Source organism: Streptomyces sp. FIT100 (genome assembly GCF_024584805.1).
Classification (GTDB): Bacteria; Actinomycetota; Actinomycetes; order Streptomycetales; family Streptomycetaceae; genus Streptomyces.
In genome coordinates, this window is the sequence record NZ_CP075715.1 from 6,010,079 (window position 1) to 6,033,618 (window position 23,540).

Below are 23,540 nucleotides of genomic sequence, written 5' to 3' on the forward strand. Positions count from 1 at the left end.
AGCCCGCCAGCCTGTGGATAACGTTATCCACAGGGCTGGTGCGGATGTCTTGATCACGGGACCGTCGAGACATGCGAGACAGCAACGAACACCACGAGTCCCCTGAGCCCCACGAGTCCCGCGGCTGGGCCGACGAGCCGCCGGGCTGGTATGACGAGGAATGCGAGCAGACCGCTCCACCGCACGACCGGCCGCAGCGGCCCGGCGACGCGGCGGGCCATCGCAGCGCCGGTCTGATCGGCGCCGATCGGACCAGTGCCGATCAGACCGGCGCCGGCGCCGGCGGCGGGACCGGTGAGACCGTCGGTGAGACCGGTCGGATCAGCGAGGCCCGCGACCGGGATGAGGTTTCCCGCAATCAGTCCGACGAGGCCCACGATCGGTCCGATGGGGTCCGCAGCCGGGCGGACGCGGCCGTGGCCCGCGACCGGGGTGACGAGCCGTCGATCACGCTGCGCGGGCCGGCCGAGCTCGTGGACGCCCTTCCCTATCTGATGGGCTTTCATCCGACCGACTCGGTGGTCATGGTCGCGCTCCATGGCCCGCGCGGCCGCTTCGGCGGACGGCTCAGGGTCGGCATCCCCGCATCGCAGCGGGAGTGGCTGCCCGTGGCCGAGCAGCTCGCCGAGTGCCTCGTCGAGGCCGGCGAGCGGCGCGGAGCGAGGCCCGACGGCATCGTCGTCTTCCTCTGCCAGGACCCGGTGGAGGGCGAGGCGGGGCTGACGGTCATGAACCGGCTTCGTCCGCTCGCTCAACGGCTGAGGACGGCCTGCGGCTCGCTGGATGTGCCGGTGTACGAGGCGCTGTGCATCTCGGATGGCCGCTTCTGGTCGTATTGCTGTCCGGATTCGCGCTGCTGTCCGGCGGAGGGGACGGTCATGGCGATGCACGGCACCTCGGTGATGGCCGCCGCCGCGGCATACGCGGGTATTCAGGTGCGCGGGACGTTGCGGGAAATGGAGGCGCGCCTGGAGCCCCTGGGTGCTCCTGTCGCTGCTGGACAGCAGCAGGCGCTGGACGGCGCGGCTTCGGGGCTGGTCCACAGGATTCTGGACCAGGGGAGCCGGGAGCAGGTCGGCAGGGAGACACTGCGGCTCGCCCAGCGGCTGATGAAGCGGCTCGGAGAGCGGGCGACCCTGGGCGTCGGTCGGACGGAGGCGGATGCGAAGGACGACAGGCTGATCTCGCACGACGAGGCTGCCGCCGTGATCCTCGGGCTCCAGGACCGGGACACCCGGGACCGGGCAGCGGCGTGGATGGAGGGGCCGGACGCCGGCCATGCGCTCCGGCTCTGGCGGGCGCTGGCCCGGCGCTGTGTCGGGCCTTACGCGGAGCACGCGGCCGCACCGCTGGCACTGGCCGGCTGGGTCTCTTGGTCGACGGGCGACGAGCCGGGGGCACGGGTCGCACTCAGCCTCTCTTTGCGTGCCGATCCGGAGTACGTCTTCGCGCGCTTGCTGCATCAGGCGTGCAACGACGGGCTGGACCCGGAGGAGCTGCGCCGCTGTCTGCGCCGGGAGCACGCCGCACGGAAGGCCGAAGCGGCCGAGGTCGAGCAGGAGGCCCGGGCCGAGCACGTGATCGGGACCGGCCCCGGCGTCGCGATCGGCACCGGTTCCGGTGCCACTGCCGGCGGCGGCGGTTCAGGCGGCGGTAGCGCGCCCCGGCGGCAGCGGTCACCGCGGGCGGGGAGGCCGACCGGCACGGGCGGATCGAAGAACGGCACGCCCCGGGCGTCGGCTCCGGGCGCAGGTCCTGCTTCCCGGCGCCGCCCCGCGCCCGGGACGCGCACCGCGGCGGTGCGGGGCCGGTCGCGCACGACGGACCAGGGCGGACAGTGCGGCACAGGGAGCGGACGATGACGGGCGTGACCCTCCCGGAGCCGCCGACGTTCACGTCTCAGGCGGCGACGTACGACCGGTGCCGCCGCGCCCCGGGCTTCAGCTGGGAGGTGGGAGCGAGATGGCGGAGACGGTCCGAGCCGGTCAAGAAGTCGTGGTTCTGGATCAGGAAGGGAGTGTTTATCGTCAGGAAGACGACTATGATCGCGGCATGTCGCCCTACGACCCGTCGGCCTTCCCGCCCTTCGCAGTCACCGTCGACCTGGTCGTGCTCACCGTGCGCCGACATGCGCTGTGCGCGCTGGTCGTCCGCCGCGGAGAAGCGCCGTTCCAGGGGCGCTGGGCGCTGCCCGGAGGCTTCGTACGGGCCGATGAGGATCTTGCCGCGGCAGCGGCGCGGGAGCTGGTCGAGGAGACGGGCCTGTGCGTCCACGATCCGGGCTCGCCCGAGCCCGACAACGGTGCCCATCTGGAGCAGCTCGCCACCTACGGGGATCCGAAGCGCGACCCCCGTATGCGGGTGGTGAGCGTCGCGCATCTCGCGCTCGCCCCGGATCTCCCGGCACCGAAGGCAGGCGGTGATGCGAACAGCGCACGGTGGGCGCCCGTCGAGTCGCTGATGAGCCAGGAGAGCGGCGGACGGGAGGACGAGCCGCCGGCGCCGCTCGCCTTCGATCATGCGCAGATCCTGGCCGACGGTGTGGAGCGGGCCAGGTCCAAGATCGAGTACTCGTCGCTGGCGACGGCGTTCTGTCCGCCCGAATTCACCGTCGGCGAGCTGAGGCGGGTGTACGAGGCGGTCTGGGGGGTCGCACTGGACCCACGGAACTTCCACCGGAAGGTCACCGGCACTCCGGGGTTCCTGGTCCCCGCGGGCGGAACCACGACCCGTCAGGGCGGCAGGCCCGCCCAGCTGTTCCGCGCCGGCGGGGCGACCCTGCTCAATCCGCCCATGCTTCGCCCCGAGATCTGACTCCATGGCGGCGGGGCTGGTCGCCCGCACCGGAGCGACCGCCCTCCGGCGCCTCCTCGCCGCCTGACCCCGACCTGCTCCCGCTGCCGCTCGCCGTCTCGGTGCCGGACTGCTCGGCGCACGGACGCCCAGGCGCTCCGCCTCGTGTGCGGGGGTGACTTGGCGCACCTGTCCGAGAACTGACCAGCGCTGGCTGGCAGTTGGTCGGGCTGCTGGTGGAGTGCGCCTGGTTCCGGACTCCTGGCCGCCGGGATCTTCCGGCTCAAGGCGGCAGCGGTGGCGGCGATGATCGCCGTACCCGTGTTCGTCGTACCGATCATGGATGCGGTCGTATGAGGCGGACCACTGACTGCTCGCGACGTTGCGTGCGTTCGCCCAACCCATGGGCGCGGCACCGGTGTTGTCGCCGGCCGCCCTGCGCCCCGGGTGCCTGTTCACCGGGCCGCGGCACAGGGTCCGTTGGTGATCAAATGAGGCCTTGGGTCGACGGAAGCCGCTTAACTCCCCGGAGAATGACCGTTTCTTCCCGATAAGTCGTCAATTGCGGCGAGGGCGGCGATCACCCTTTCGTGTGCTTTTCACCAAAGACCTCAAGGGCCGCCTGGGCCGCGCCGACAAAGGATGCGTGAGTACCCTTGCGCACACCATGATGACCGTCGCCCGCCCCGCCGAGTCCGGCCTCGCCGGCCCGGGCGAACTCGACCGATACCCCTACGTGGAGGCGCCCGGCGTCGACCGCGTGGACCGTGTCGGACCCCCGGCCTGGGACACCCCGGAGGCCGACCTGGGCCGGGCGGCGGGCCGCCGCGCGGCGGGCAGCCGGGGCCGCGGACTGCACGGCCAACTCGTCCAGCAGCTGGGTCAGATGATCGTCTCCGGCGATCTCGGCGCGGACCGTCCGCTCGTACCCGAGGAGATCGGCCAGCGCTTCGAGGTCTCCCGCACCGTGGTCCGGGAGTCCCTGCGCGTCCTCGAGGCGAAGGGCCTCGTCAGCGCCCGTCCGAACGTCGGCACCCGGGTCCGTCCGGTCAGTGACTGGAATCTGCTGGACCCCGACATCATCGAATGGCGGGCGTTCGGCCCGCAGCGGGACGATCAGCGGCGTGAGCTCACCGAGCTCCGCTGGACGATCGAGCCGCTCGCCGCCCGCCTCGCGGCCGGCCACGGCAGGGAGGACGTGCAGCAGCGCCTCGGTGACATGGTCGAGATCATGGGGCATGCGCTCACTCAGGGTGACGGGATCACCTTCGCGCGTGCCGATGCCGAGTTCCACTCCCTCCTCATCCAGGTCGCCGGCAACCGCATGCTGGAGCACCTGTCCGGCATCGTCGCCGCCGCCCTTCAGGTGTCGGGCGGGCCCGCCGCCGGATGCGAGCGCCCTTCCGAGGCGTCCCTGGCCCATCACGCCCGGATCGTCGACGCCCTTGCCGCCGGCGACGCCAACGGCGCCGAGGCGGCCATGCGCCAACTGCTCACCGCCCACCCGGAGGTGGAGCGCGTCGTGCCCGCCCCGCGCGAGCACTGACCGCGAACACGGCCGAGGCGTTTCGAGGCGTTCCAGGGCGCTCTCCCTCGTGTGTCGCCGGACCGCAGGGTCCGGCGACACGACTGTGGAAGCCCCCGCGAGCGACCGGCGCGTCGACCTCCGTCCGGAGGGTGTCCGCGGTCGTCGCGGTCGGCGATCGTCCGGTCACGACCTTCGCAAGGATCGCAACGATTTGTGGGGCGGAATCGCCATCTGGTCGTTTAGTCGCAAATGAGGTGTGACTCGGGCCACGTGGATTGGGCGTAACACTCCTCGAAACAGTGCGATGACCAAAGAGGTGACAGCCGAGGAGGGAATACAGACGCCGTTCGCGGCGCTGTGCAGCTCCGAGGTCCAGCCCGCGCCGTCGGTACATCCCCAGCCGACGGTCGTCGGCTCCGGCCCGATCATGGGCGGGGCCGGAAGCCGTTTCCATCGTTCCGAGAGGTTGTTCGTGTCGGCCAGCACATCCCGTACGCTCCCGCCGGAGATCGCCGAGTCCGAGTCTGTGATGGCGCTCATCGAGCGGGGAAAGGCTGATGGGCAGATCGCCGGCGATGACGTGCGTCGGGCCTTCGAGGCTGACCAGATTCCGCCAACCCAGTGGAAGAATGTTCTGCGCAGCCTCAACCAGATCCTCGAGGAAGAGGGTGTGACGCTGATGGTCAGTGCCGCGGAGTCGCCGAAGCGCGCCCGCAAGAGCGTCGCAGCGAAGAGCCCGGCAAAGCGCACCGCCACCAAGACCGTCGCGGCGAAGACGGCCACGGCGAAGACCGTCGCGGCCGCCACCGCAGCACCGGCGGCCACGGCCGACGAGACCGTCGAGACCGCGGTCGACGAGACCGCGGCGCCCGCGAAGAAGGCGGCTGCGAAGAAGACCGCGGCCAAGAAGACGACGGCGGCCAAGAAGACCGCCGCCAAGAAGACGACGGCGGCCAAGAAGACCGCCGCCAAGAAGGACACCGAAGAGCCGCTCGAGGGCGGCGAAGAGGTGATCGAGGAGGCGCAGCCCGGCAAGGGCGGCGCCGACGAGCCCGAGGGCACCGAGAGCGCCGGCTTCGTCCTCTCCGACGAGGACGAGGACGACGCGCCCGCGCAGCAGGTCGCCGCGGCAGGCGCCACCGCCGACCCGGTCAAGGACTACCTCAAGCAGATCGGCAAGGTCCCCCTGCTCAACGCCGAGCAGGAGGTCGAGCTGGCCAAGCGCATCGAGGCGGGTCTCTTCGCCGAGGACAAGCTGGCGAACTCGGACAAGATCGCCCCGAAGCTCAAGCGCGAGCTGGAGATCATCGCAGAGGACGGCCGACGCGCCAAGAACCACCTGCTGGAGGCCAACCTCCGCCTGGTCGTCTCGCTCGCCAAGCGCTACACCGGCCGCGGAATGCTCTTCCTGGACCTGATCCAGGAGGGCAACCTCGGTCTGATCCGCGCCGTCGAGAAGTTCGACTACACCAAGGGCTACAAGTTCTCCACGTACGCCACCTGGTGGATCCGGCAGGCGATCACCCGCGCCATGGCCGACCAGGCCCGCACCATCCGTATCCCGGTGCACATGGTCGAGGTCATCAACAAGCTGGCGCGCGTGCAGCGCCAGATGCTCCAGGACCTGGGCCGCGAGCCCACCCCGGAGGAGCTGGCCAAGGAGCTCGACATGACCCCCGAGAAGGTCATCGAGGTCCAGAAGTACGGCCGTGAGCCGATCTCCCTCCACACCCCGCTGGGTGAGGACGGCGACAGCGAGTTCGGTGATCTGATCGAGGACTCCGAGGCGGTCGTCCCGGCCGACGCGGTCAGCTTCACGCTCCTCCAGGAGCAGCTGCACTCCGTCCTCGACACCCTGTCGGAGCGTGAGGCGGGCGTCGTCTCCATGCGCTTCGGTCTCACCGACGGTCAGCCGAAGACGCTCGACGAGATCGGCAAGGTCTACGGCGTGACGCGTGAGCGGATCCGTCAGATCGAATCCAAGACCATGTCGAAGCTGCGTCACCCGTCGCGTTCGCAGGTGCTGCGCGACTACCTCGACTAGGTCGCGGAGAGTACGCAGCAAGCCTGCGGAAGTACACGGCCGAGGGCCCGGTTCTCCTGAGGGAGCCGGGCCCTCGGCCGTGGTGCAGCGGGTGCGGGGCGGCCCGCGCTGGCTGACTCTGAGTGGACGGAGTCCATCGGAGAGTCAGGAGACCGCATGCGCCGCACCATCGCCCGAGCACTCACGGGGCCCTTGGCAGCCCCCTTGGCCCTGGTGGCGGCCGCGGCCCTGGTGCCCCTCGCCCAGCCGGCCCCGGCGTCCGCCGACAGCGTCGTCATCGGCGGCCGTCCGGTGCGGTCGGTGGACAGCCCGTGGGTCGTCGCCGTGTCCAGCCGTGACCGGTTCGGAGGTATGCGGGCCGGACAGTTCTGCGGCGGCGTGGTCGTCGCCCCGACCAAGGTGCTCACCGCGGCCCACTGCCTCAGCCGGGAAGTGCTGGGGGCGCCCGCCGAACAGGTCCGTGATCTGCAGGTCATCGCGGGCCGGGAGCAGTTGCTGGGCTCCGGCGGCCAGGAGATCCCCGTACAGGAGGCCAAGGTCGCGCCCACGTACGACCCGCGCACGAACTCCGGTGACCTGGCCGTCCTCACTCTGTCGAAGGCGCTTCCCGCGAGCCAGGTGATCGGGACGGCGGGTCAGGGGGACACGGCGTACCGGACGGGCACCGCCGCCGAGGTCTACGGCTGGGGTGACACGACCGGAGCCGGGACATACGCATATGCACTGCGCGTCGCGCCCGTGCAGGTGCTGGCCGACGACGTGTGCGCGCGGGCGTATCCGGGCGGGGTCGGAGGGCGATACGAGCCTGCCACCATGCTGTGCGCCGGGGATGAGAAAGGCGGGCACGACGCCTGTCAGGGGGACAGTGGCGGCCCGCTGGTGGCGGGGGGACGGCTGATCGGGATCGTCTCCTGGGGCAGCGGATGCGGCCGGGCGGACAGCCCCGGAGTGTACACGCGCGTGTCCGCGGTGCTCCGGTCGATGGGCGACAAGCTCTGACGGACCGGCAGTTGGTGACCCATCGCATGTGCCCGGTCACGATGCGAAGCCCCTCGTCCCGCCGTGGTGGCGACGGTCGGGCGCCCGAACGGCGCGGACGGTGACGGTCCGCTTGCGCTGTGCCAATGAGAACGGGCGGCCGCCCCTTCAGGAGGGGCGGCCGCCCATCAGCCGGTCAGGAACCGGCCCTTGGCTCGTCGTCGGATCGAGAGTCAGCGTTCGTCTTCGACAGCGCTTTCCGGTACGGCCGTCAGCCGGTCCGTCTCATCCTGTATCTCCACGGCGATCTTCTTGAGTTCCGGCTCGAACTTGCGCCCGTGGTGGGCGCAGAAGAGCAGCTCACCGCCGCTGGTCAGGACGACACGAAGGTACGCCTGGGCTCCGCAGCGGTCGCAGCGGTCAGCGGCCGTCAGGGGGCTCGCGGGGGTCAGAACAGTAGTCACGTCGCCTCTTCTCTAGCTCGACGAGCTGTCGTACCAGGGTCAACATCCAACCAGCCCGAAAACGTTCCCGCTCGGGCCTTTCCCTCGAAACTTCCTCTCGAGGAGGCTGGCTGCTGCCGGTTGGCGGCGAATGTGCCGTATTGCTTCGCTTTACGGTTTCGCTTTGCTTGTCATCTTGCTCGATCCTCCCGGCGGGGTTGCCGGTTTGTTCATGAGGACGTGCCCGGAGCCTAAATGGTTCATGCCCGGAAGGGAACGTGATGTGCGCGTCACTCCATCGAGGGATCGAACATGCATGCGACTCTGGACTAGCATGAGGAATCACGAGGGTGGCGTTACATCGGCTCTACCAGGCCTCGGTACCCTCTGAGCGGCGACCGACGCCGGGCCTTTACCCCACAGGGGCCAGATTCAAATTCAGCGAGGAGCGAACCGCGTGACCGCCGAAACGTCCGTGCCGTCGAGTGCGCTGCTGACCGCAGACCGTGACGGTTCCAACTACACCGCGCGGCACTTGCTGGTTCTCGAAGGGCTCGAAGCTGTCCGCAAGCGGCCCGGTATGTACATCGGGTCCACCGACAGCCGCGGTCTGATGCACTGCCTCTGGGAGATCATCGACAACTCGGTCGACGAAGCCCTGGGCGGGTACTGCGACCACATCGAGGTGATCCTCCACGAGGACGGCTCGGTGGAGGTCCGGGACAACGGCCGCGGCATCCCCGTGGACGTCGAGCCGAAGACCGGCCTGTCGGGCATCGAGGTCGTGATGACCAAGCTGCACGCCGGCGGCAAGTTCGGCGGCGGCTCGTACGCGGCGTCCGGCGGTCTGCACGGCGTGGGCGCCTCCGTCGTCAACGCCCTCTCGGCCCGTCTCGACGTCGAGGTCGACCGGAGCGGCGCGACCCACTCGATCAGCTTCCGCCGCGGCGTCCCCGGCATCTTCACCGAGTCGGGCCCCGACGCGCCCTTCGACCCGGCCAACGGGCTGATCAAGGGCAAGCGGGTGCCGAAGACCCGCACCGGCACGCGCGTGCGCTACTGGGCGGACCGCCAGATCTTCCTCAAGGACGCCAAGCTCTTCCTGGAGACGCTGCACCAGCGCGCCCGCCAGACCGCCTTCCTCGTCCCGGGCCTCACGATCGTCGTCCGCGACGAGCGCGACCTGGAGGGCGAGGGCAAGTCGCAGGAGATCTTCCGCTTCGACGGCGGCATCAGCGAGTTCTGTGAGTACCTCGCCCAGGACAAGGCCGTCTGTGACGTACTGCGACTGTCCGGCAACGGCACGTTCAAGGAGACCGTCCCGGTCCTCGACGACCGCGGCCACATGACCCCCACCGAGGTCACCCGCGACCTCGCCGTCGACATCGCGCTGCGCTGGGGCACCGGCTACGACACCCTGGTCCGGTCGTTCGTCAACATCATCGCCACGCCCAAGGGCGGCACCCACGTCACCGGCTTCGAGCGCTCCATCACCAAGACGGTCAACGAGGTGCTGCGCTCCGCGAAGCTGCTGCGCGTCGCCGAGGACGACATCGTGAAGGACGACGCCCTCGAAGGTCTCACGGCCGTCGTGACGGTGCGGCTCGCCGAGCCCCAGTTCGAGGGCCAGACCAAGGAGGTCCTCGGCACCTCGGCGGCCAACAGGATCGTCGCCAATGTCGTCGCCAAGGAGCTCAAGGAGTTCCTGACGTCGACCAAGCGCGATGCCAAGGCGCAGGCCAGGGCCGTCCTGGAGAAGACCGTCGCCGCGGCCCGTACGCGCATCGCGGCCCGCCAGCACAAGGACGCCCAGCGTCGCAAGACGGCCCTGGAGTCCTCGTCCCTGCCGGCCAAGCTCGCCGACTGCCGCAGCGACGACGTCGAGCGCAGCGAGCTCTTCATCGTCGAGGGGGACTCCGCGCTCGGTACGGCCAAGCTCGCGCGGAACTCCGAGTTCCAGGCGCTGCTCCCGATCCGGGGCAAGATCCTCAACGTTCAGAAGGCGTCCGTCTCGGACATGCTGAAGAACGCCGAGTGCGGCGCCATCATCCAGGTCATAGGGGCCGGGTCGGGCCGGACCTTCGACATCGACGCGGCGCGCTACGGGAAGATTGTCCTGCTGGTGGACGCCGATGTCGACGGCGCTCACATCCGCATTCTGCTGCTCACGCTCTTCCAGCGGTACATGCGGCCCATGGTCGAGGCGGGCCGGGTCTACGCCGCTGTGCCGCCGCTGCACCGGATCGAGCTCATCCAGCCGAAGAAGGGCCAGGACAAGTACGTCTACACGTACTCGGACAACGAACTGCGCTCCACGCTGCTGGAGTTCCAGCGCAAGGGAGTCCGTTTCAAGGACTCGATCCAGCGCTACAAGGGCCTCGGTGAGATGGACGCCGACCAGCTGGCGGAGACCACGATGGATCCGCGGTACCGCACGCTGCGCCGGATCAACATCGGTGATCTGGAGGCCGCGGAGCAGGTCTTCGACCTGCTGATGGGCAACGAGGTCGCGCCGCGCAAGGAGTTCATCACCAGCTCCGCGGCGACGCTGGACCGCTCGCGCATCGACGCCTGAGTACGTCTGTCGGCACCTCTGGGTGGAAACTTGGGCTTTCGTCACCTGATGGGGTGAAGACAGGAAGAGAAGAGTCCTGGATCTCCCCGTTCTGTCCATCCTTGGGCACGCGGCCGAAAAGGTTCGCTGACAAGGAGAACAGAGCGTGGAGAAGCAGGAAGGCCGGGACGCCGGGGAGGTGCGACTCGACGACCCGTGGTACGACGCGCTGGCCTCCGGCTGGGGCGAACTGGACGGGAGGGGCGTGCCCGCGCCCGCGGCGTCCCCGTCGGGTGCCGGCGGCGGGCAGCGCCACAGCCCGGCGGACATCTACCTGGAAGTGCACCGCAGCCCGGCCTTCCAGGAAGTCCGCAGCCGCTACCGGCGGTTCGTCGTCCCCGCCGTCCTCGCCTTCTTCCTCTGGTACGTGGCGTACGTCATCGCGGCCATCGCCGCACCCGGGCTGATGGCCAGGCCCGTCGCCGGCGCGGTGAACGTGGCGATGGTGGCCGGGCTCGGACAGTTCCTCAGCACCTTCCTGCTGACCTGGGCGTACGCCCGGCACGCACGGCTCCGCAGGGACCGCGCGGCACTCGATCTGCGGTGGACGGTCTTCGACCAGACCCGGGGTGCGGAGCCGGCACGGGGGAGCGAGCGGTGAGCGGCGACCACCAGACCCTCGCGCTGCTGCTGTTCAGCGCCTTCATCGCGGTGACCCTGGCCATCACCACATGGGTCGGCCGCAACCGGCACGGTTCCGCCGAGGAGTTCTACGCGGGCGGGCGGCTCTTCTCGCCCATGGAGAACGGGTTCGCCATCGCGGGTGACTACATGTCAGCCGCGTCGTTCCTCGGGATCTCCGGCGTCATCGCCCTCTACGGCTACGACGGAATGCTCTATTCCGTCGGGTTTCTCGTCGCGTGGCTGGTCGTTCTCCTCCTCGTCGCCGAACTCGTGCGCAACTGCGGGCGGTTCACACTCGCCGACGTCGTCGCCGCCCGGATGACCGAACGGCCGGTGCGCATCGCCGCGGGAACTTCCTCGGTCACCGTGTCCGTTCTCTATCTGGTGGCGCAGATGGTGGGGGCGGGCAGCCTGGTCGCCCTCCTCCTCGGCGGGACGAGCGAAGCCACGCGCTCGTGGACCGTCGTCGGGGTGGGCGCCCTGATGGTGATCTATGTGACGTTGGGGGGGATGCGAGCCACTACGTGGATCCAGATCGTGAAAGCCGTGCTGCTGATGGCGGGCGCGACCGCGCTCACCGTGCTCGTCCTCGTGCGCTTCCACGGCGACATCAACGAACTGCTCAACTCCGCTGCCGAGCACAGCGGCCACGGCAAGGACTTCCTCTCGCCGGGGCTGCGGTACGGCGGGGACTGGACCGCGCGCCTCGACTTCATCAGTCTCGGGCTCGCACTCGTGCTGGGCACCGCCGGCCTGCCGCACATCCTCTCCCGCTTCTACACCGTGCCGACCGCGCGGGCCGCCCGCCGCTCGGTCGTCTGGTCCATCGGACTCATCGGCAGCTTCTACCTCATGACGATCGTGCTCGGCTTCGGCGCCGCGGCCATCCTCGGTACGGACGAGGTCCGGGCGTCGAACGCCGCCGGGAACACGGCGGTTCCGCTGCTCGCCCTCGACCTCGGCGGGGGCGCGGGGTCGACCGGGGGCACGGTGCTGTTCGCCGTCGTGGCGGCGGTGGCCTTCGCGACGATCCTGGCCGTCGTCGCGGGGATCACGCTCGCCTCATCGGCCTCGGTCGCCCACGATCTGTACGCCTCGCTCAGGCGCCGCCACGCGAAGCCGTACCGCGAGGTGACGGTGGCACGCGTCGCGGCGGTCGGGATCGGCGCGGCCGCGATCGGGCTCGGCCTGCTCGCCCGCGATCTGAACGTGGCGTTCCTGGTCGGCCTGGCCTTCGCGGTCGCCGCCTCGGCCAATCTGCCCGTGCTGCTCTACTCCCTGTTCTGGAGGAACTTCACGACGCGCGGGGCGGTGTGGTCGGTGTACGGCGGACTCATCCCGGCGGTGCTCTTGGTGGCGTTCTCGCCCGTGGTGTCCGGGAGCCCTGAAGCGCTGTTCCCGGGGGTGGACTTCCATGTCTTCCCGCTCCAGAACCCGGGAGTGGTCTCCATTCCGCTGGGCTTCCTTGCCGGCTGGATCGGCACGGTGACCTCCTCCGAGCCGCCGGACGCGGCCAAGCACGCGGAAACGGAGGTACGGGCGCTCACGGGCGCGGGCGCGGTCTGAGAGCGGGCGCGTTCCGAGCCGCCCTCGCAGCCCGCAGCCCGCAGCCCGCAGCCCGCAGCCCGCAGCCCGCAGCCCGCAGTCCGCGGCCCGCGGCAGCCAGGGCGTCAGCGTTCCGCGGGAGCGAGATCCGGTGCCGTCAGGGCCTCGGGGAGCACGACGGTGAACTCGGCTCCGCCGCCCCGGGACGGGGGCGCTTCGGTCACACGGGCGGTGCCGCCCTGGCGCTCGGCGAGGCGGCGGACGAGGGCAAGACCGATGCCGCGCCTGCCGTGAGCCGGCGGCTTCTTCGTGGACCAGCCCTCGGTGAAGATCAGTTCACGCCGCTCGGCCGGGACACCCGGGCCGTTGTCGGAGACCCGGAGCACGACCGCGCGGCCCTCGCCGCTCAGCTCGATCTCGACGCGGGGATCTTCGGAGCCGACGGCCGCATCCAGTGCGTTGTCGACGAGATTGCCGACGACCGTGACCAGCCCGCGCGGGTCGACCAGTCGGTCGGGGAGCAGCGTCCCCGGTGCGATGCGCAGCGAGACGCCCCGCTCGGCGGCGACCGTCGCCTTGCCGACCAGCAGCGACGCCAGCAGGGGGTCGTGGATCTTCTCCGTGACCTGCTCCGCGGTCGACCGGTGCACGCCCACGACCTCGGTCACGAACTCCACGGCCTCCTCGTGCATCCCCAGCTCGAGCAGGCCGAGCAGGGTGTGCATCCGGTTCGCGTGCTCGTGGTCCTGCGCGCGCAGCGCGTCGATCAGCCCGCGCGTGGAGTCCAGCTCGCGGCCGAGCCGCTCCAGTTCGGTGCGGTCGCGCAGGGTCGCCACGGCGCCCCCGTCGTCGGTCGGCATCCGGTTGGCGATCAGCACGCGGTGGCCGCGCACGGTCACCAGGTCCTCGCCGGTGACCCGCCCGGCCAGCACATCCGTTGTACGCCCCGTGCCGAGCACCTCGTCGAGCGGCCGCCCCGCGGCCTCGGGGCCGACCCCGAGGAGGCGCTGCGCCTCGTCGTTCAGGAGCCGGACCCTGCCCGACCCGTCGAGGGCGACGACGCCCTCCCGGATGCCGTGCAGCATGGCCTCGCGCTCCGCGAGCAGCGCCGCGATGTCGGAGAACGCCAGATCCCGGGTCTGCCGCTGGAGCCGGCGGGAGATCGCGTACGCGGCGACGGCACCGACGGCCAGGGCGCCGCCCGCGTAGGCGAGCAGCCCGGGGATCGCGGCCAGCAGCCGGTCACGGACGCTGTCGTACTCGATGCCGACCGAGACCGCGCCGATGATCCTGCCCTGTCCGTCGCGGAGCGGGACCTTGCCGCGGGCCGAGCGGCCGAGCGTACCGCTGTCGATCTCCATGATGTGCCTGCCCGCGAGGGCCTCGCTCGGGTCGGTGGAGACGACCCGTCCGATCTGCCCGGGATCGGTGTGCGACCAGCGCACGCCCCGGATGTCCATGACGACGACGTACTCGGCGCCCGCGGCCCGCCGGATGCGTTCGGCCTCCCGCTGCACCGGGCCGTTGAGGGAGGGGTCGGAGCCCAGGAGGTCCTCCGCGACCCGGGGCGAGGCCGCGGTCTCGGCGATCGCCAGGGCACGCCGCATCGCCTGGTCGTCGAGCTGTGCGCTGAGCGGGGCCAGGAAGAGGCCGGTGGCCAGGACGGTGACGCCGGCGGCGATCGCCAGCTGCATCAGCAGGATCTGGGCGAAGGCCCGCCGTGGCCAGCCCAGCCGCCGCCTTCTCGCGGGTGCGTCCGCGGGGCCGGTCGGTGCGGGGTTCATGCATATGCACGGTAGAGGGCTGGACGCCCTTCGAGAAATCCCCGCATCGCGCCCGACGCAATGCACGCAAGTGGCTTGCGTGCATTGCAAGCCACTTTCCCGTTGGCGCGGAGGGCCGTGAAAACGCCCAGGTGCGGCCCGGAGCCAACCAGGCAGCGCCCCAACGCAGGTGCCACACAGGGCACTTGGTGGCCGCCGCAGGCGTAGACGGTTTGGCAGTTCTCTGCAACTCTCCAACCTCAGAGCGCAAATAGCTCAGTTTCTCAGTGCAGAAAGCATGTCGACCCAGGATCGGGGACAGATGAGAAACCCACGCTCACCACGGCGGGTCCTGACCGCCGTGATCGCCGCCTGTCTGCTGCTGCTCGGCCTGCCACTGACCGGAGCCTCCGCGGCCGGCGGCCCCGATATCGCCGCCGGACGGCCGGCCACCGCCAGCAGTGCCCACGTCGAGTACGGAGCCGCCAACCTGACCGACGGTGACCCGGCCAGCTACTGGCAGAGCGCCGGCACCGCCTTCCCCCAGTGGGCCCAGGCCGATCTCGGCGCCGCCACCCGCATCGACCAGGTGGTGCTCCGGCTCCCCGCCGGCTGGGAGAGCCGCAGCCAGACCCTTTCCGTGCAGGGCAGCACCGACGGCACCGCGTTCGCGACCCTCAAGACCTCGGCCGCGTACACCTTCGCACCGGGCAGCGGGAACGCGGTGACCATCGCCTTCCCTGCCACCGAGGCCCGGTACGTTCGCGTCCACATCACCGCCAACACCGGTTGGCAGGCCGCCCAGCTCTCCGAGCTGGAGGCGTACGCGGCCGGTGAGGGCGGTGAGAACCTCGCGCGCGGCAGCACGCTGACGGCCAGCAGCCACACCCAGACCTACGCGGCCGCCCATGCCAACGACGGCAGCAAGGCCAGCTACTGGGAGAGCGAGAACAACGCGCTGCCCCAGTGGATACGGGCCGACCTCGGCGCCTCCGTCGGCATCGACCGCGCCGTGCTCCGCCTCCCCGACGGCTGGGGAGCGAGGACTCAGACGCTGAAGCTCCAGACCAGCACGAACGGCACGGACTACACCGACCTCACGGCGGCCACCGGATACGCGTTCAACGCGGCCAACAGCCAGTCCGTGACGATCTCCTTCGGCGCGGTCACCACCCGCTATCTGCGGGTCCTCTTCACGGCCAACACCGAGCAGCCCGCCGGACAGCTCTCCGAGCTGGAGATCTACGGACCGGCCGGCGGTGACACCCAGGCGCCGACGGCTCCCGCGAACCTCGCCTTCACCGAGCCCGCCACCGGCCAGATCCGGCTGACCTGGACCGCCGCCTCCGACAACGTGGGCGTGACCGGCTACGACATCTACGCCGACGGCGTGCTGCGCACCAGCGTCGCCGGCAACGTGACCACGTACACGGACACCCAGCCCGAGAGCGCCACCGTCTCGTACTACGTACGCGCGAGGGACGCGGCCGGGAACCAGTCGGCGAACAGCAACACCGTCACCCGCACGGGGAGCACCGGGGACACCCAGGCGCCGACCGCTCCCGCGAACCTCGCCTTCACCGAGCCCGCCGCCGACCAGATCCGGCTGACCTGGACCGCCGCCTCCGACAACGTGGGCGTCACCGGCTACGAGGTCTACGCCAACAACGTCCTGCGCACGACCGTCGGCGGCACTGTGACCGCGTACACGGACACCCAGCCGGCGAGCGCGACGGTCACGTACCACGTGCGCGCGAAGGACGCCGCAGGGAACAGGTCGGGCAACAGCAACGGCGTCACCCGCAACGGCAGCCCGGGATCGGAGTCGAACCTCGCGGTCGGCAAGCCGATCACCGCCTCGTCCGTGGTGCACACCTTCGTCGCGGAGAACGCCAACGACAACAGCCTGACCACCTACTGGGAGGGCGCGGGCGGCAGCTACCCGAACACGCTCACCGTGAAGCTGGGCGCCAACGCCGATGTCAGCGGCGTCGTCCTCAAGCTCAACCCCGACAGCGCCTGGGGCGCGCGCACCCAGAACATCCAGGTGCTCGGCCGGGAGCAGAACGCGTCGGGCTTCACGAGTCTGGTCGCGGCCAGGGACTACGCCTTCGACCCGGCGGGCGGGAACACCGTGACCGTGCCCCTCACCGCGCGCGTCGCCGACGTGCAGCTGAGGTTCAACTCCAACACCGGCGCCCCGGCAGGCCAGTTGGCCGAGTTCCAGGTCCTGGGCAGCCCGGCGCCCAACCCCGATCTGGAGATCACCGGAGTCACGGCCTCCCCCGCGTCGCCTGTCGAGTCCGACTCCATCAGCCTCACCGCCACCGTCCGCAACAGCGGATCCCTCGCCTCCACCGCCACCGACGTCGCCTTCCGTCTCGGTGGTACGAAGGTGGCGACCGGCTCGCTCGGAGCGCTGGCAGCCGGAGCGACCGCCACCGTCAGCGCCTCGATCGGGACGCGCGACGCGGGCTCCTACCAGATCGGTGCGACGGCCGACGAAGCCGGCAATGTGATCGAGCAGAACGAGACCAACAACAGCTTCACGAACCCCACCGCACTCGTCGTGCGGCCGGTCGACAGCTCCGACCTGGTCGCATCCGCAGTCACCTGGTCACCGACCGCGCCTGCGGCCGGCGACACCGTCGCCTTCTCCGTCGCGCTGAAGAACCAGGGCACGGTGGCCTCGGCGGGCGGCAGCCACGGCATCACGCTGTCCGTCGTCAACGCGGCGGGCTCGACCGTGCGGACCCTGACCGGTGCGCACAGCGGAACCCTCGCGCCCGGAGCGAGCGCCCCGTCCGTGAACCTGGGCACCTGGCCCGCCGCCGACGGCACGTACACGGTCAGGGTGGTGGTCGCGGACGACGCCAACGAACTGCCGGTGAAGCGCGCGAACAACACCAGCACCAAGCCCCTCTTCGTCGGGCGCGGTGCGAACATGCCGTACGAGATGTACGAGGCGGAGGACGGCGTCGCGGGCGGCGGTGCCCAGGTCGTCGGGCCGAACCGGACCATCGGCGACCTCGCGGGGGAGGCGTCCGGCCGCAGGGCCGTGACCCTCAACAGCACCGGCAACTACGTCGAGTTCACGACCAGGGCCCCGACGAACACCCTGGTCACCCGCTTCTCGATCCCCGACGCGCCCGGCGGCGGAGGGATCGACTCCACGCTCAACATCTACGTCGACGGGACCTTCCGCAAGGCGATCGACCTCACCTCCACGTACATGTGGCAGTACGGAGCCGAGGCCAGCCCGGGCAACTCGCCGGGCGCGGGAGCACCCCGCCACATCTACGACGAGGCGAACGTGATGCTGGGCGAGACCGTCCCGGAAGGCAGCAGGATCAGGCTGCAGAAGGACTCGGCCAACCCGCACACGTACGCGATCGACTTCGTCAACCTGGAGCAGGCCACGGCGGCGCCCAACCCGGATCCGGCGGCGTACACCGTCCCGGCGGGCACCAGCCACCAGGACGTGCAGAACGCCCTTGACCGGGTCCGGATGGACACGACGGGCACGCTCGTCGGCGTCTATCTGCCGCCGGGCACCTATCAGACGGCCAACAAGTTCCAGGTGTACGGAAAACCGGTCAAGGTCCTCGGGGCGGGCCCGTGGTTCAGCCGCTTCGCCACCCCGGCCGGCCAGGAGAACACGGACGCGGGCTTCGCCGTCCAGGCGACCGCGAACGGCTCGTCGTTCTCCGGGTTCGCCTTCTTCGGCAACTACACGTCACGCAACGACGGTCCGGGCAAGGTCTTCGACTGGGCCAAGGTCTCGGACATGACCATCGACAATGTGTGGGTCGAGCACATGATGTGCCTCTACTGGGGCACGGACACGGACCGGATCACCATCAAGAACTCCCGGATCCGCGACCTGTACGCCGACGGTCTCAACTTCACCAACGGCAGCAGCGACAACCTGGTCAGCAATGTCGAGGCCCGCACGACGGGGGACGACGCCTTCGCCCTCTTCCCGGCCGTGGACATCGTCAACGCGAACCAGACCGGCAACGTGTACGAGAACATCACCTCACTGCTGACGTGGCGGGCCGCCGGCATCGCCATCTACGGCGGCAGCGACAACACCGTGCGCAACGCCTATGTCGCGGACACACTCACCTATCCCGGACTGACCATCGCCACGCTGAAGTTCGGTTCCATCCCCGCGCTGGGCTTCGGCACGACACCGACGGTGTTCGAGAACATCACGCTGGAGCGGAGCGGTGGCCACTTCTGGGGCAACCAGGCGTTCCCGGCGCTGTGGATGTACTCGGCGGAGTACGAGTACCGGGGCATCCGGATCAACGGTCTCGACATCACCGATCCCACCTACTCGGGGATCATGTTCCAGACGAAGTACAGCGGCAGCCAGTCGCTGAACCCCGTCACGGACAGCATCCTCACCGATGTCTCGATCAGCGGGGCGAGGAAGAGCGGCGACGCCTTCGACGCCAAGTCGGGCTTCGGGCTCTGGGTGAACGAGATGCCGGAGCCGGGCCAGGGCCCCGCGGTCGGTGAGGTCACCTTCAACGGGCTGAGGTTCAGCGACAACGCCCAGGACGTCAGGAACACCACCTCCACCTTCAGGATCAACGTCAACCCGTAGCGGCAATCCGAGAAGCACGCCGCAGGGCGGGCGCAGCGCATCGAGACTGGCGCAAGCCGCTTGCATGGCTTGCGCTAGTCTTGCGTTCATGACGCGACGACTTGCTCAGGTGGCAAAGAAGGTAGGAGTCAGCGAGGCCACGGTCAGCCGGGTCCTCAACGGCAAGCCCGGCGTCTCCGACGCCACCCGGCAGGCCGTGCTGACCGCTCTGGACGTGCTCGGCTACGAGCGCCCCACCCAGCTGCGCGGCGAGCGGGCGCGCCTCGTCGGACTCGTCCTTCCCGAGCTGCAGAACCCGATCTTCCCCGCCTTCGCCGAGGTCATCGGGGGTGCGCTGGCCCAGCAGGGGCTCACCCCGGTCCTGTGCACCCAGACCAAGGGCGGGGTCTCCGAGGCGGACTACGTCGACCTGCTGCTCCAGCAGCAGGTGTCGGGAGTCGTCTTCGCCGGCGGTCTCTTCGCGCAGGCCGACGCGCCCCACGACCACTACCGCAGGCTGGCCGATCGCAGGATCCCGGTCGTCCTCATCAACGCCTCCATCGACCGTCTCGACTTCCCCTGTATCGCCTGCGACGACACCGTCGCCGTCGAGCAGGCGTGGCGCCATCTGGCCTCGCTCGGGCACGAGCGGATCGGGTTCGTCCTCGGCCCGCCCGACCATGTGCCCTCGCGGCGCAAGCGCGCCGCCGCGCAGGCCGCCGCCGCGGCCGCCGGGCGCGAGCTGCCCGAGGAGTTCCTGGAGTGCTCCATGTTCTCCCTGGAGGGCGGGCAGGCGGCCGCGAGCCGGCTGATCGAACGGGGGGTCACGGGCATCATCTGCGCGAGCGACCCGCTCGCCCTGGGCGCCGTGCGGGCCGCCCGCAGGCGCGGGCTCACCGTCCCCGGTGATGTGTCGGTCGTCGGCTATGACGACTCGGCGTTCATGAACTGCACGGAGCCGCCGCTGACCACCGTCCGCCAGCCCATCGAGGCGATGGGGCGGGCGGCCGTCGAGCTGCTCTGCGCCCAGATCCAGGGCGGTGTGGTGCCCCCCGACGAGCTGCTCTTCGAGCCCGAGCTCGTCGTGCGCGGCTCCACCGCGCAGCCGCCTCGTTGATCCGCACACCTTCTCGCACCCGGCTCGCACCCAGCTTGCACCCGCGTCTGGACCCACATCTGCACATCACTGTCGAACTTTTACGAGATCTGCGCGACATATTGCGGTTGCCTGTTGACGGTGGTTGAGTGAACGACGCCCCGGCAGCGTGTCTGCCGAGGGCCTCCCGCGCTCATGCCCGAAGGGGACCACCGATGAGAAGTGCCCGGTTCCGTCGTACGTGTCGTGCTCGCCGCACCTCCGCGGCCGCTCTCCTCTCCGCCCTCGCGCTGACCGCGCTCGCCGCCTGCGGCACGAGCAGCAGCGACAACGGCAGTGACTCCGAAGGCGGCGGTTCGTCCGATCCGTCGGCGCCGCTTGACCCCAAGGCCAAGGTGACGCTGACGATCGACTGCATGCCGCCGGCGGCCAAGGCCGCCGAGCTCAAGGAGTGGAACGAGGACGTCAATACGTTCAACAAGACGTATCCGAACGTCAGGATCGAGGGGAAGTCGACGCCCGGGCAGTGCCTGGAGCCGCCCCGCTTCACCGCGATGCTCAAGGCCAAGTCCCAGCCCGACGTCTTCTACACCTACTTCACCGACCTGGAGCAGGTCCTCGACAACGACGGCGCCGCGGACATCACCGCCTACGTCACCGGCAAGACCGTCCCGGCCCTCAAGAACATCGACCCGGACGTCATGAACTCGCTGACCAAGGACGGCAAGCTCTACGGCCTCCCGACCAGCAACTACACCATGGGGCTGCTGATCAACCGGAAGCTGTTCCGGCAGGCCGGGCTCGACCCCGACAACCCGCCGCGCACCTGGGCCGATGTCCGCACCGCCGCCAAGGCCATCGCGGGCCTCGGCAAGGGCATCGCCGGATTCGGCGAGTACAGCGCGGGCAACACCGGCGGCTGGCACTTCACCGCCACCACCTACGGCCTCGGCGGCGACGTCGTCGACGCGAGCGGCACCAAGGCCGCGTTCAACAACGAGCTGGGCCGGGAGATCGTCCAGAACCTCCGCGCCATGCGCTGGGAGGACGACAGCATGGGCCGGACCCAGCTGCTCAAGTGGGGTGATCTGCAGAAGCAGATCGCCTCCGACAAGCTCGGCATGTTCCTCGCCGCGCCCGACGACATCACGTACATGGTCCAGCAACTCGGCGCCGCGTACGAGAACTTCGGGATGGGCCCGATCCCCGGTGAGCAGGCCACCCTCTTCGGCGGCAACAACTACATGATCAAGAAGGGGAGTTCCCCGGACAAGATCAAGGCCGCGATCGCCTGGCTCGACTTCAAGAACCTCACGGTCGGCAAGGGCCAGTTCGACTGGGCCCGCACCAAGGCGGACGGCCTCCCCGTCGGTCTCCCGCAGCCGAACTTCTGGCTGAACGACAGCAAGACCGCGGACGACGCCCAGCGCACCCAGCACGCCACCATGCCGGTCGCCAACTTCAAGACCTTCATGGACAACCCGGTCAAGGGCAAGGCCGAACCGCCCAAGGCCCAGGAGATCTACAAGGTCCTCGACAACGTGATGTCCGGGGTCCTCACCAACGAGGACGCCGACGTCGACAAACTGCTGGCCACCGCGGAGCAGCAGGTGAACCAGATCCTGGCGAACCAGTAGCCGCCATGTCCGCACCCGCCCTCCCCACGAGCGAGCAGCCGGAGGCGCGCACCCGCCGCGCCTCCGGAGGCCGCCGCCCCCGTACGACGGCCGGGCGCCGCGAGGCGTACGTACGGGCCTTCCGGCGCAACCTCTCCGCGCACACGTTCCTGATCGGGGCCGTCCTCTGCTTCGGCTTCTTCTCCTGGTACCCGATGGTCAGGGAGTTCCTGCTGGCCTTCCAGAAGACCGAGGACGGACGCACCAGCTGGGCCGGCTGGGAGAATCTGCGCACGGTCTTCGCCGACCCCGCCTTCTGGCAGGCGTGGCGCGGCACGCTCCTCTTCACCGGCCTCGCCCTGGTCCTCGGTTTCGCGGTGCCCTTCGTCGTCGCCCTCGTCATCAACGAGTTCCGGCACGCCCGGGCGTATCTGCGGCTGCTGGTCTATCTGCCCGTGATGCTGCCGCCGGTCGCCTCGGTCCTGCTCTTCAAGTACCTGTACGACCCCGGGTACGGGCTCTTCAACTCCGTCCTCGACGCCCTCCACCTGCCCCAGCAGCAGTGGCTCCAGGACCCGGACACCGCGATGCTCTCCGTCGTCATCGCCGCCACCTGGATGAACATGGGCGGCGCCACGCTCATCTACCTCGCCGCGCTCCAGTCCGTCCCCGGCGAGCTCTACGAGGCGGCCGAACTGGACGGCGCGGGGCTGCTCCGCAAGGTCTGGCACGTCACCGTCCCGCAGACCCGGCTCATCCTCTCGCTGATGCTGCTGATGCAGATCATCGCGACGATGCAGGTCTTCACCGAGCCGTTCCTGCTGACCAACGGCGCGGGGCCCGAGGGGTCCACGACGACCGTCGTCTATCTGATCTACCAGTACGCCTTCAACTTCAACAACTACGGGGCCGCGGCGGCGCTCGGCCTGGTCCTGCTCGTGCTGCTCGCCGGCTTCTCGGCCGCGTACGTACGGCTGAGCCGGACCGCCGGCGACGAATGAACGGGGGAGCGCGACGCGCATGACCACCAGGACGCTCATCTCACCCGCACAACTGGCAAGGCCGCGGGCCCGGTACGTCTACTGGGCCGTCCTCGCCCTCGTCCTCGTCCTCTTCACGCTCGTCTTCCTCGGACCGCTCTACTGGATGGTCACCGGCGGGCTCAAGAGCACCCAGGAGGTGGTGCAGTCGCCGCCGACCCTCGTGCCCGGCTCGCTGCACCCGGAGACATACGCCAGGGCCTGGGAGGTGATGGACCTGGCCCGGCTGCTCTTCAACACGCTGTACTACGCCCTCGGGGCGCTCGCCTTCCAACTCGTCCTCGACGTCACCGCCGCCTACTCGCTCTCCAAGCTCCGGCCCGTCCTCGGCAAGGCGATCCTCGGGATGATGCTCGCCACCCTGATGATCCCGGCGACGGTGCTCGTCGTACCGCAGTATCTGACCGTCCTGGACGTGCCGATCGTCGAGCGGAACCTCCTCAACTCGCCGTGGGCGATCTGGCTGCCCTCCGTCACCAACGCCTTCAACATCTTCCTGCTCAAACGGTTCTTCGACTCGATCCCGCAGGAGCTCCTCGACGCCTCCTCGATCGACGGCGCATCACGGCTGCGCACCCTGTGGTCGGTGGTGCTGCCGATCTCACGGCCCATCCTCGGCGTCGTCTCCATCTTCGCGGTGGTCGGCGTCTGGAAGGACTTCCTCTGGCCGATGCTCACGCTGCCCGACCCGACCAAGCAGACGCTCAACGTCGGCATCTACTCCCTCGCCAGCGGAGTGCCGGAGAACGTCCTCATCGCGGCCCTCACCATCGCGTCCGTGCCCACGCTGCTGATCTTCCTGATCTTCCAGCGGAACATCATGAGCGGCCTCACGGCAGGCGGGCTCAAGGGCTGACATCGA

15 protein-coding genes are annotated in these 23,540 nt (G+C 69.8%); 13 read left to right on the forward strand and 2 right to left on the reverse strand.

What is annotated here, in order from left to right; all coding sequences use genetic code 11:
* Window positions 1–71: 71 nt before the first annotated feature.
* The 5 genes from KK483_RS27115 to KK483_RS27135 all read left to right on the forward strand — a co-directional run bounded on the left by KK483_RS27115 (window position 72) and on the right by KK483_RS27135 (window position 7,364).
* Window positions 72–1,862, forward strand: a complete 1,791-nt coding sequence (locus KK483_RS27115; protein ID WP_262007829.1) for a DUF4192 domain-containing protein — start codon at window positions 72–74, stop codon at window positions 1,860–1,862.
* A gap of 190 nt (window positions 1,863–2,052) precedes the next feature.
* The gene (locus KK483_RS27120) at window positions 2,053–2,814 is read left to right on the forward strand and encodes an NUDIX domain-containing protein (RefSeq protein ID WP_262007830.1); all 762 of its coding nucleotides are present in this window, start codon (window positions 2,053–2,055) and stop codon (window positions 2,812–2,814) included.
* 625 nt (window positions 2,815–3,439) lie between these two features.
* Entirely contained in the window at window positions 3,440–4,339 is a 900-nt protein-coding gene (locus tag KK483_RS27125; RefSeq protein WP_262007831.1) for a FadR/GntR family transcriptional regulator, read from the forward strand.
* Between the two features lie 454 nt (window positions 4,340–4,793).
* A complete protein-coding gene (locus KK483_RS27130; RefSeq protein WP_262007832.1) occupies window positions 4,794–6,365 on the forward strand; it encodes an RNA polymerase sigma factor in 1,572 nt (523 codons plus the stop codon).
* A gap of 156 nt (window positions 6,366–6,521) precedes the next feature.
* Window positions 6,522–7,364 (forward strand): serine protease, encoded by an 843-nt coding sequence (locus tag KK483_RS27135; RefSeq protein WP_262007833.1) that lies wholly within the window; start codon window positions 6,522–6,524, stop codon window positions 7,362–7,364.
* 212 nt (window positions 7,365–7,576) lie between these two features.
* Here the strand turns inward: KK483_RS27135 and KK483_RS27140 are convergent, their stop codons facing one another.
* Entirely contained in the window at window positions 7,577–7,807 is a 231-nt protein-coding gene (locus KK483_RS27140) for a hypothetical protein (RefSeq protein WP_242330288.1), read from the reverse strand.
* A 436-nt stretch (window positions 7,808–8,243) separates the two neighbouring features.
* Between KK483_RS27140 and KK483_RS27145 the strand changes: the two genes are divergently transcribed.
* From KK483_RS27145 to KK483_RS27155, 3 genes are all read left to right on the forward strand, one after another.
* Window positions 8,244–10,361: a type IIA DNA topoisomerase subunit B gene (locus KK483_RS27145; protein WP_262007834.1), complete on the forward strand. Its 2,118-nt coding sequence runs from the start codon at window positions 8,244–8,246 to the stop codon at window positions 10,359–10,361.
* A gap of 145 nt (window positions 10,362–10,506) precedes the next feature.
* Window positions 10,507–11,001 carry a DUF485 domain-containing protein gene (locus KK483_RS27150; RefSeq protein WP_262007835.1) on the forward strand — a complete coding sequence of 165 codons (495 nt, stop codon included), beginning with the start codon at window positions 10,507–10,509 and terminating at the stop codon, window positions 10,999–11,001.
* On the forward strand, window positions 10,998–12,590 hold the full coding sequence (locus tag KK483_RS27155; protein WP_262007836.1) for a cation acetate symporter: 1,593 nt from the start codon (window positions 10,998–11,000) through the stop codon (window positions 12,588–12,590). The genes KK483_RS27150 and KK483_RS27155 overlap by 4 nt, the downstream gene beginning before the upstream one ends.
* A 104-nt stretch (window positions 12,591–12,694) precedes the next feature.
* On the opposite strand, the gene KK483_RS27160 is transcribed toward KK483_RS27155, so the two are convergent.
* A complete protein-coding gene (locus KK483_RS27160; RefSeq protein ID WP_262007837.1) occupies window positions 12,695–14,353 on the reverse strand; it encodes a sensor histidine kinase in 1,659 nt (552 codons plus the stop codon).
* Between the two features lie 301 nt (window positions 14,354–14,654).
* Between KK483_RS27160 and KK483_RS27165 the strand changes: the two genes are divergently transcribed.
* The 5 genes from KK483_RS27165 (at window position 14,655) to KK483_RS27185 (ending at window position 23,534) form a co-directional block, all read left to right on the forward strand.
* Window positions 14,655–18,947 (forward strand): discoidin domain-containing protein, encoded by a 4,293-nt coding sequence (locus KK483_RS27165; RefSeq protein WP_262007838.1) that lies wholly within the window; start codon window positions 14,655–14,657, stop codon window positions 18,945–18,947.
* An 88-nt stretch (window positions 18,948–19,035) separates the two neighbouring features.
* Window positions 19,036–20,043, forward strand: coding sequence for a LacI family DNA-binding transcriptional regulator (locus KK483_RS27170; RefSeq protein WP_262007839.1), 1,008 nt, complete (start codon window positions 19,036–19,038; stop codon window positions 20,041–20,043).
* Between the two features lie 194 nt (window positions 20,044–20,237).
* Window positions 20,238–21,659 carry an extracellular solute-binding protein gene (locus KK483_RS27175; protein ID WP_262007840.1) on the forward strand — a complete coding sequence of 474 codons (1,422 nt, stop codon included), beginning with the start codon at window positions 20,238–20,240 and terminating at the stop codon, window positions 21,657–21,659.
* A 5-nt stretch (window positions 21,660–21,664) separates the two neighbouring features.
* A complete protein-coding gene (locus KK483_RS27180; protein ID WP_262007841.1) occupies window positions 21,665–22,639 on the forward strand; it encodes a carbohydrate ABC transporter permease in 975 nt (324 codons plus the stop codon).
* Between the two features lie 19 nt (window positions 22,640–22,658).
* Entirely contained in the window at window positions 22,659–23,534 is an 876-nt protein-coding gene (locus KK483_RS27185; protein ID WP_262007842.1) for a carbohydrate ABC transporter permease, read from the forward strand.
* Window positions 23,535–23,540 lie beyond the last annotated feature (6 nt).

Coding starts and splice junctions, on each gene's coding strand:
- KK483_RS27115 (WP_262007829.1), top strand. CDS start 72: ATGCGAGACAGCAACGAACACCACGAGTCCCCTGAGCCCCACGAGTCC.
- KK483_RS27120 (WP_262007830.1), top strand. CDS start 2,053: ATGTCGCCCTACGACCCGTCGGCCTTCCCGCCCTTCGCAGTCACCGTC.
- KK483_RS27135 (WP_262007833.1), top strand. CDS start 6,522: ATGCGCCGCACCATCGCCCGAGCACTCACGGGGCCCTTGGCAGCCCCC.
- KK483_RS27160 (WP_262007837.1), bottom strand. CDS start 14,353: ATGAACCCCGCACCGACCGGCCCCGCGGACGCACCCGCGAGAAGGCGG.
- KK483_RS27165 (WP_262007838.1), top strand. CDS start 14,655: ATGAGAAACCCACGCTCACCACGGCGGGTCCTGACCGCCGTGATCGCC.
- KK483_RS27170 (WP_262007839.1), top strand. CDS start 19,036: ATGACGCGACGACTTGCTCAGGTGGCAAAGAAGGTAGGAGTCAGCGAG.
- KK483_RS27175 (WP_262007840.1), top strand. CDS start 20,238: ATGAGAAGTGCCCGGTTCCGTCGTACGTGTCGTGCTCGCCGCACCTCC.
- KK483_RS27180 (WP_262007841.1), top strand. CDS start 21,665: ATGTCCGCACCCGCCCTCCCCACGAGCGAGCAGCCGGAGGCGCGCACC.
- KK483_RS27185 (WP_262007842.1), top strand. CDS start 22,659: ATGACCACCAGGACGCTCATCTCACCCGCACAACTGGCAAGGCCGCGG.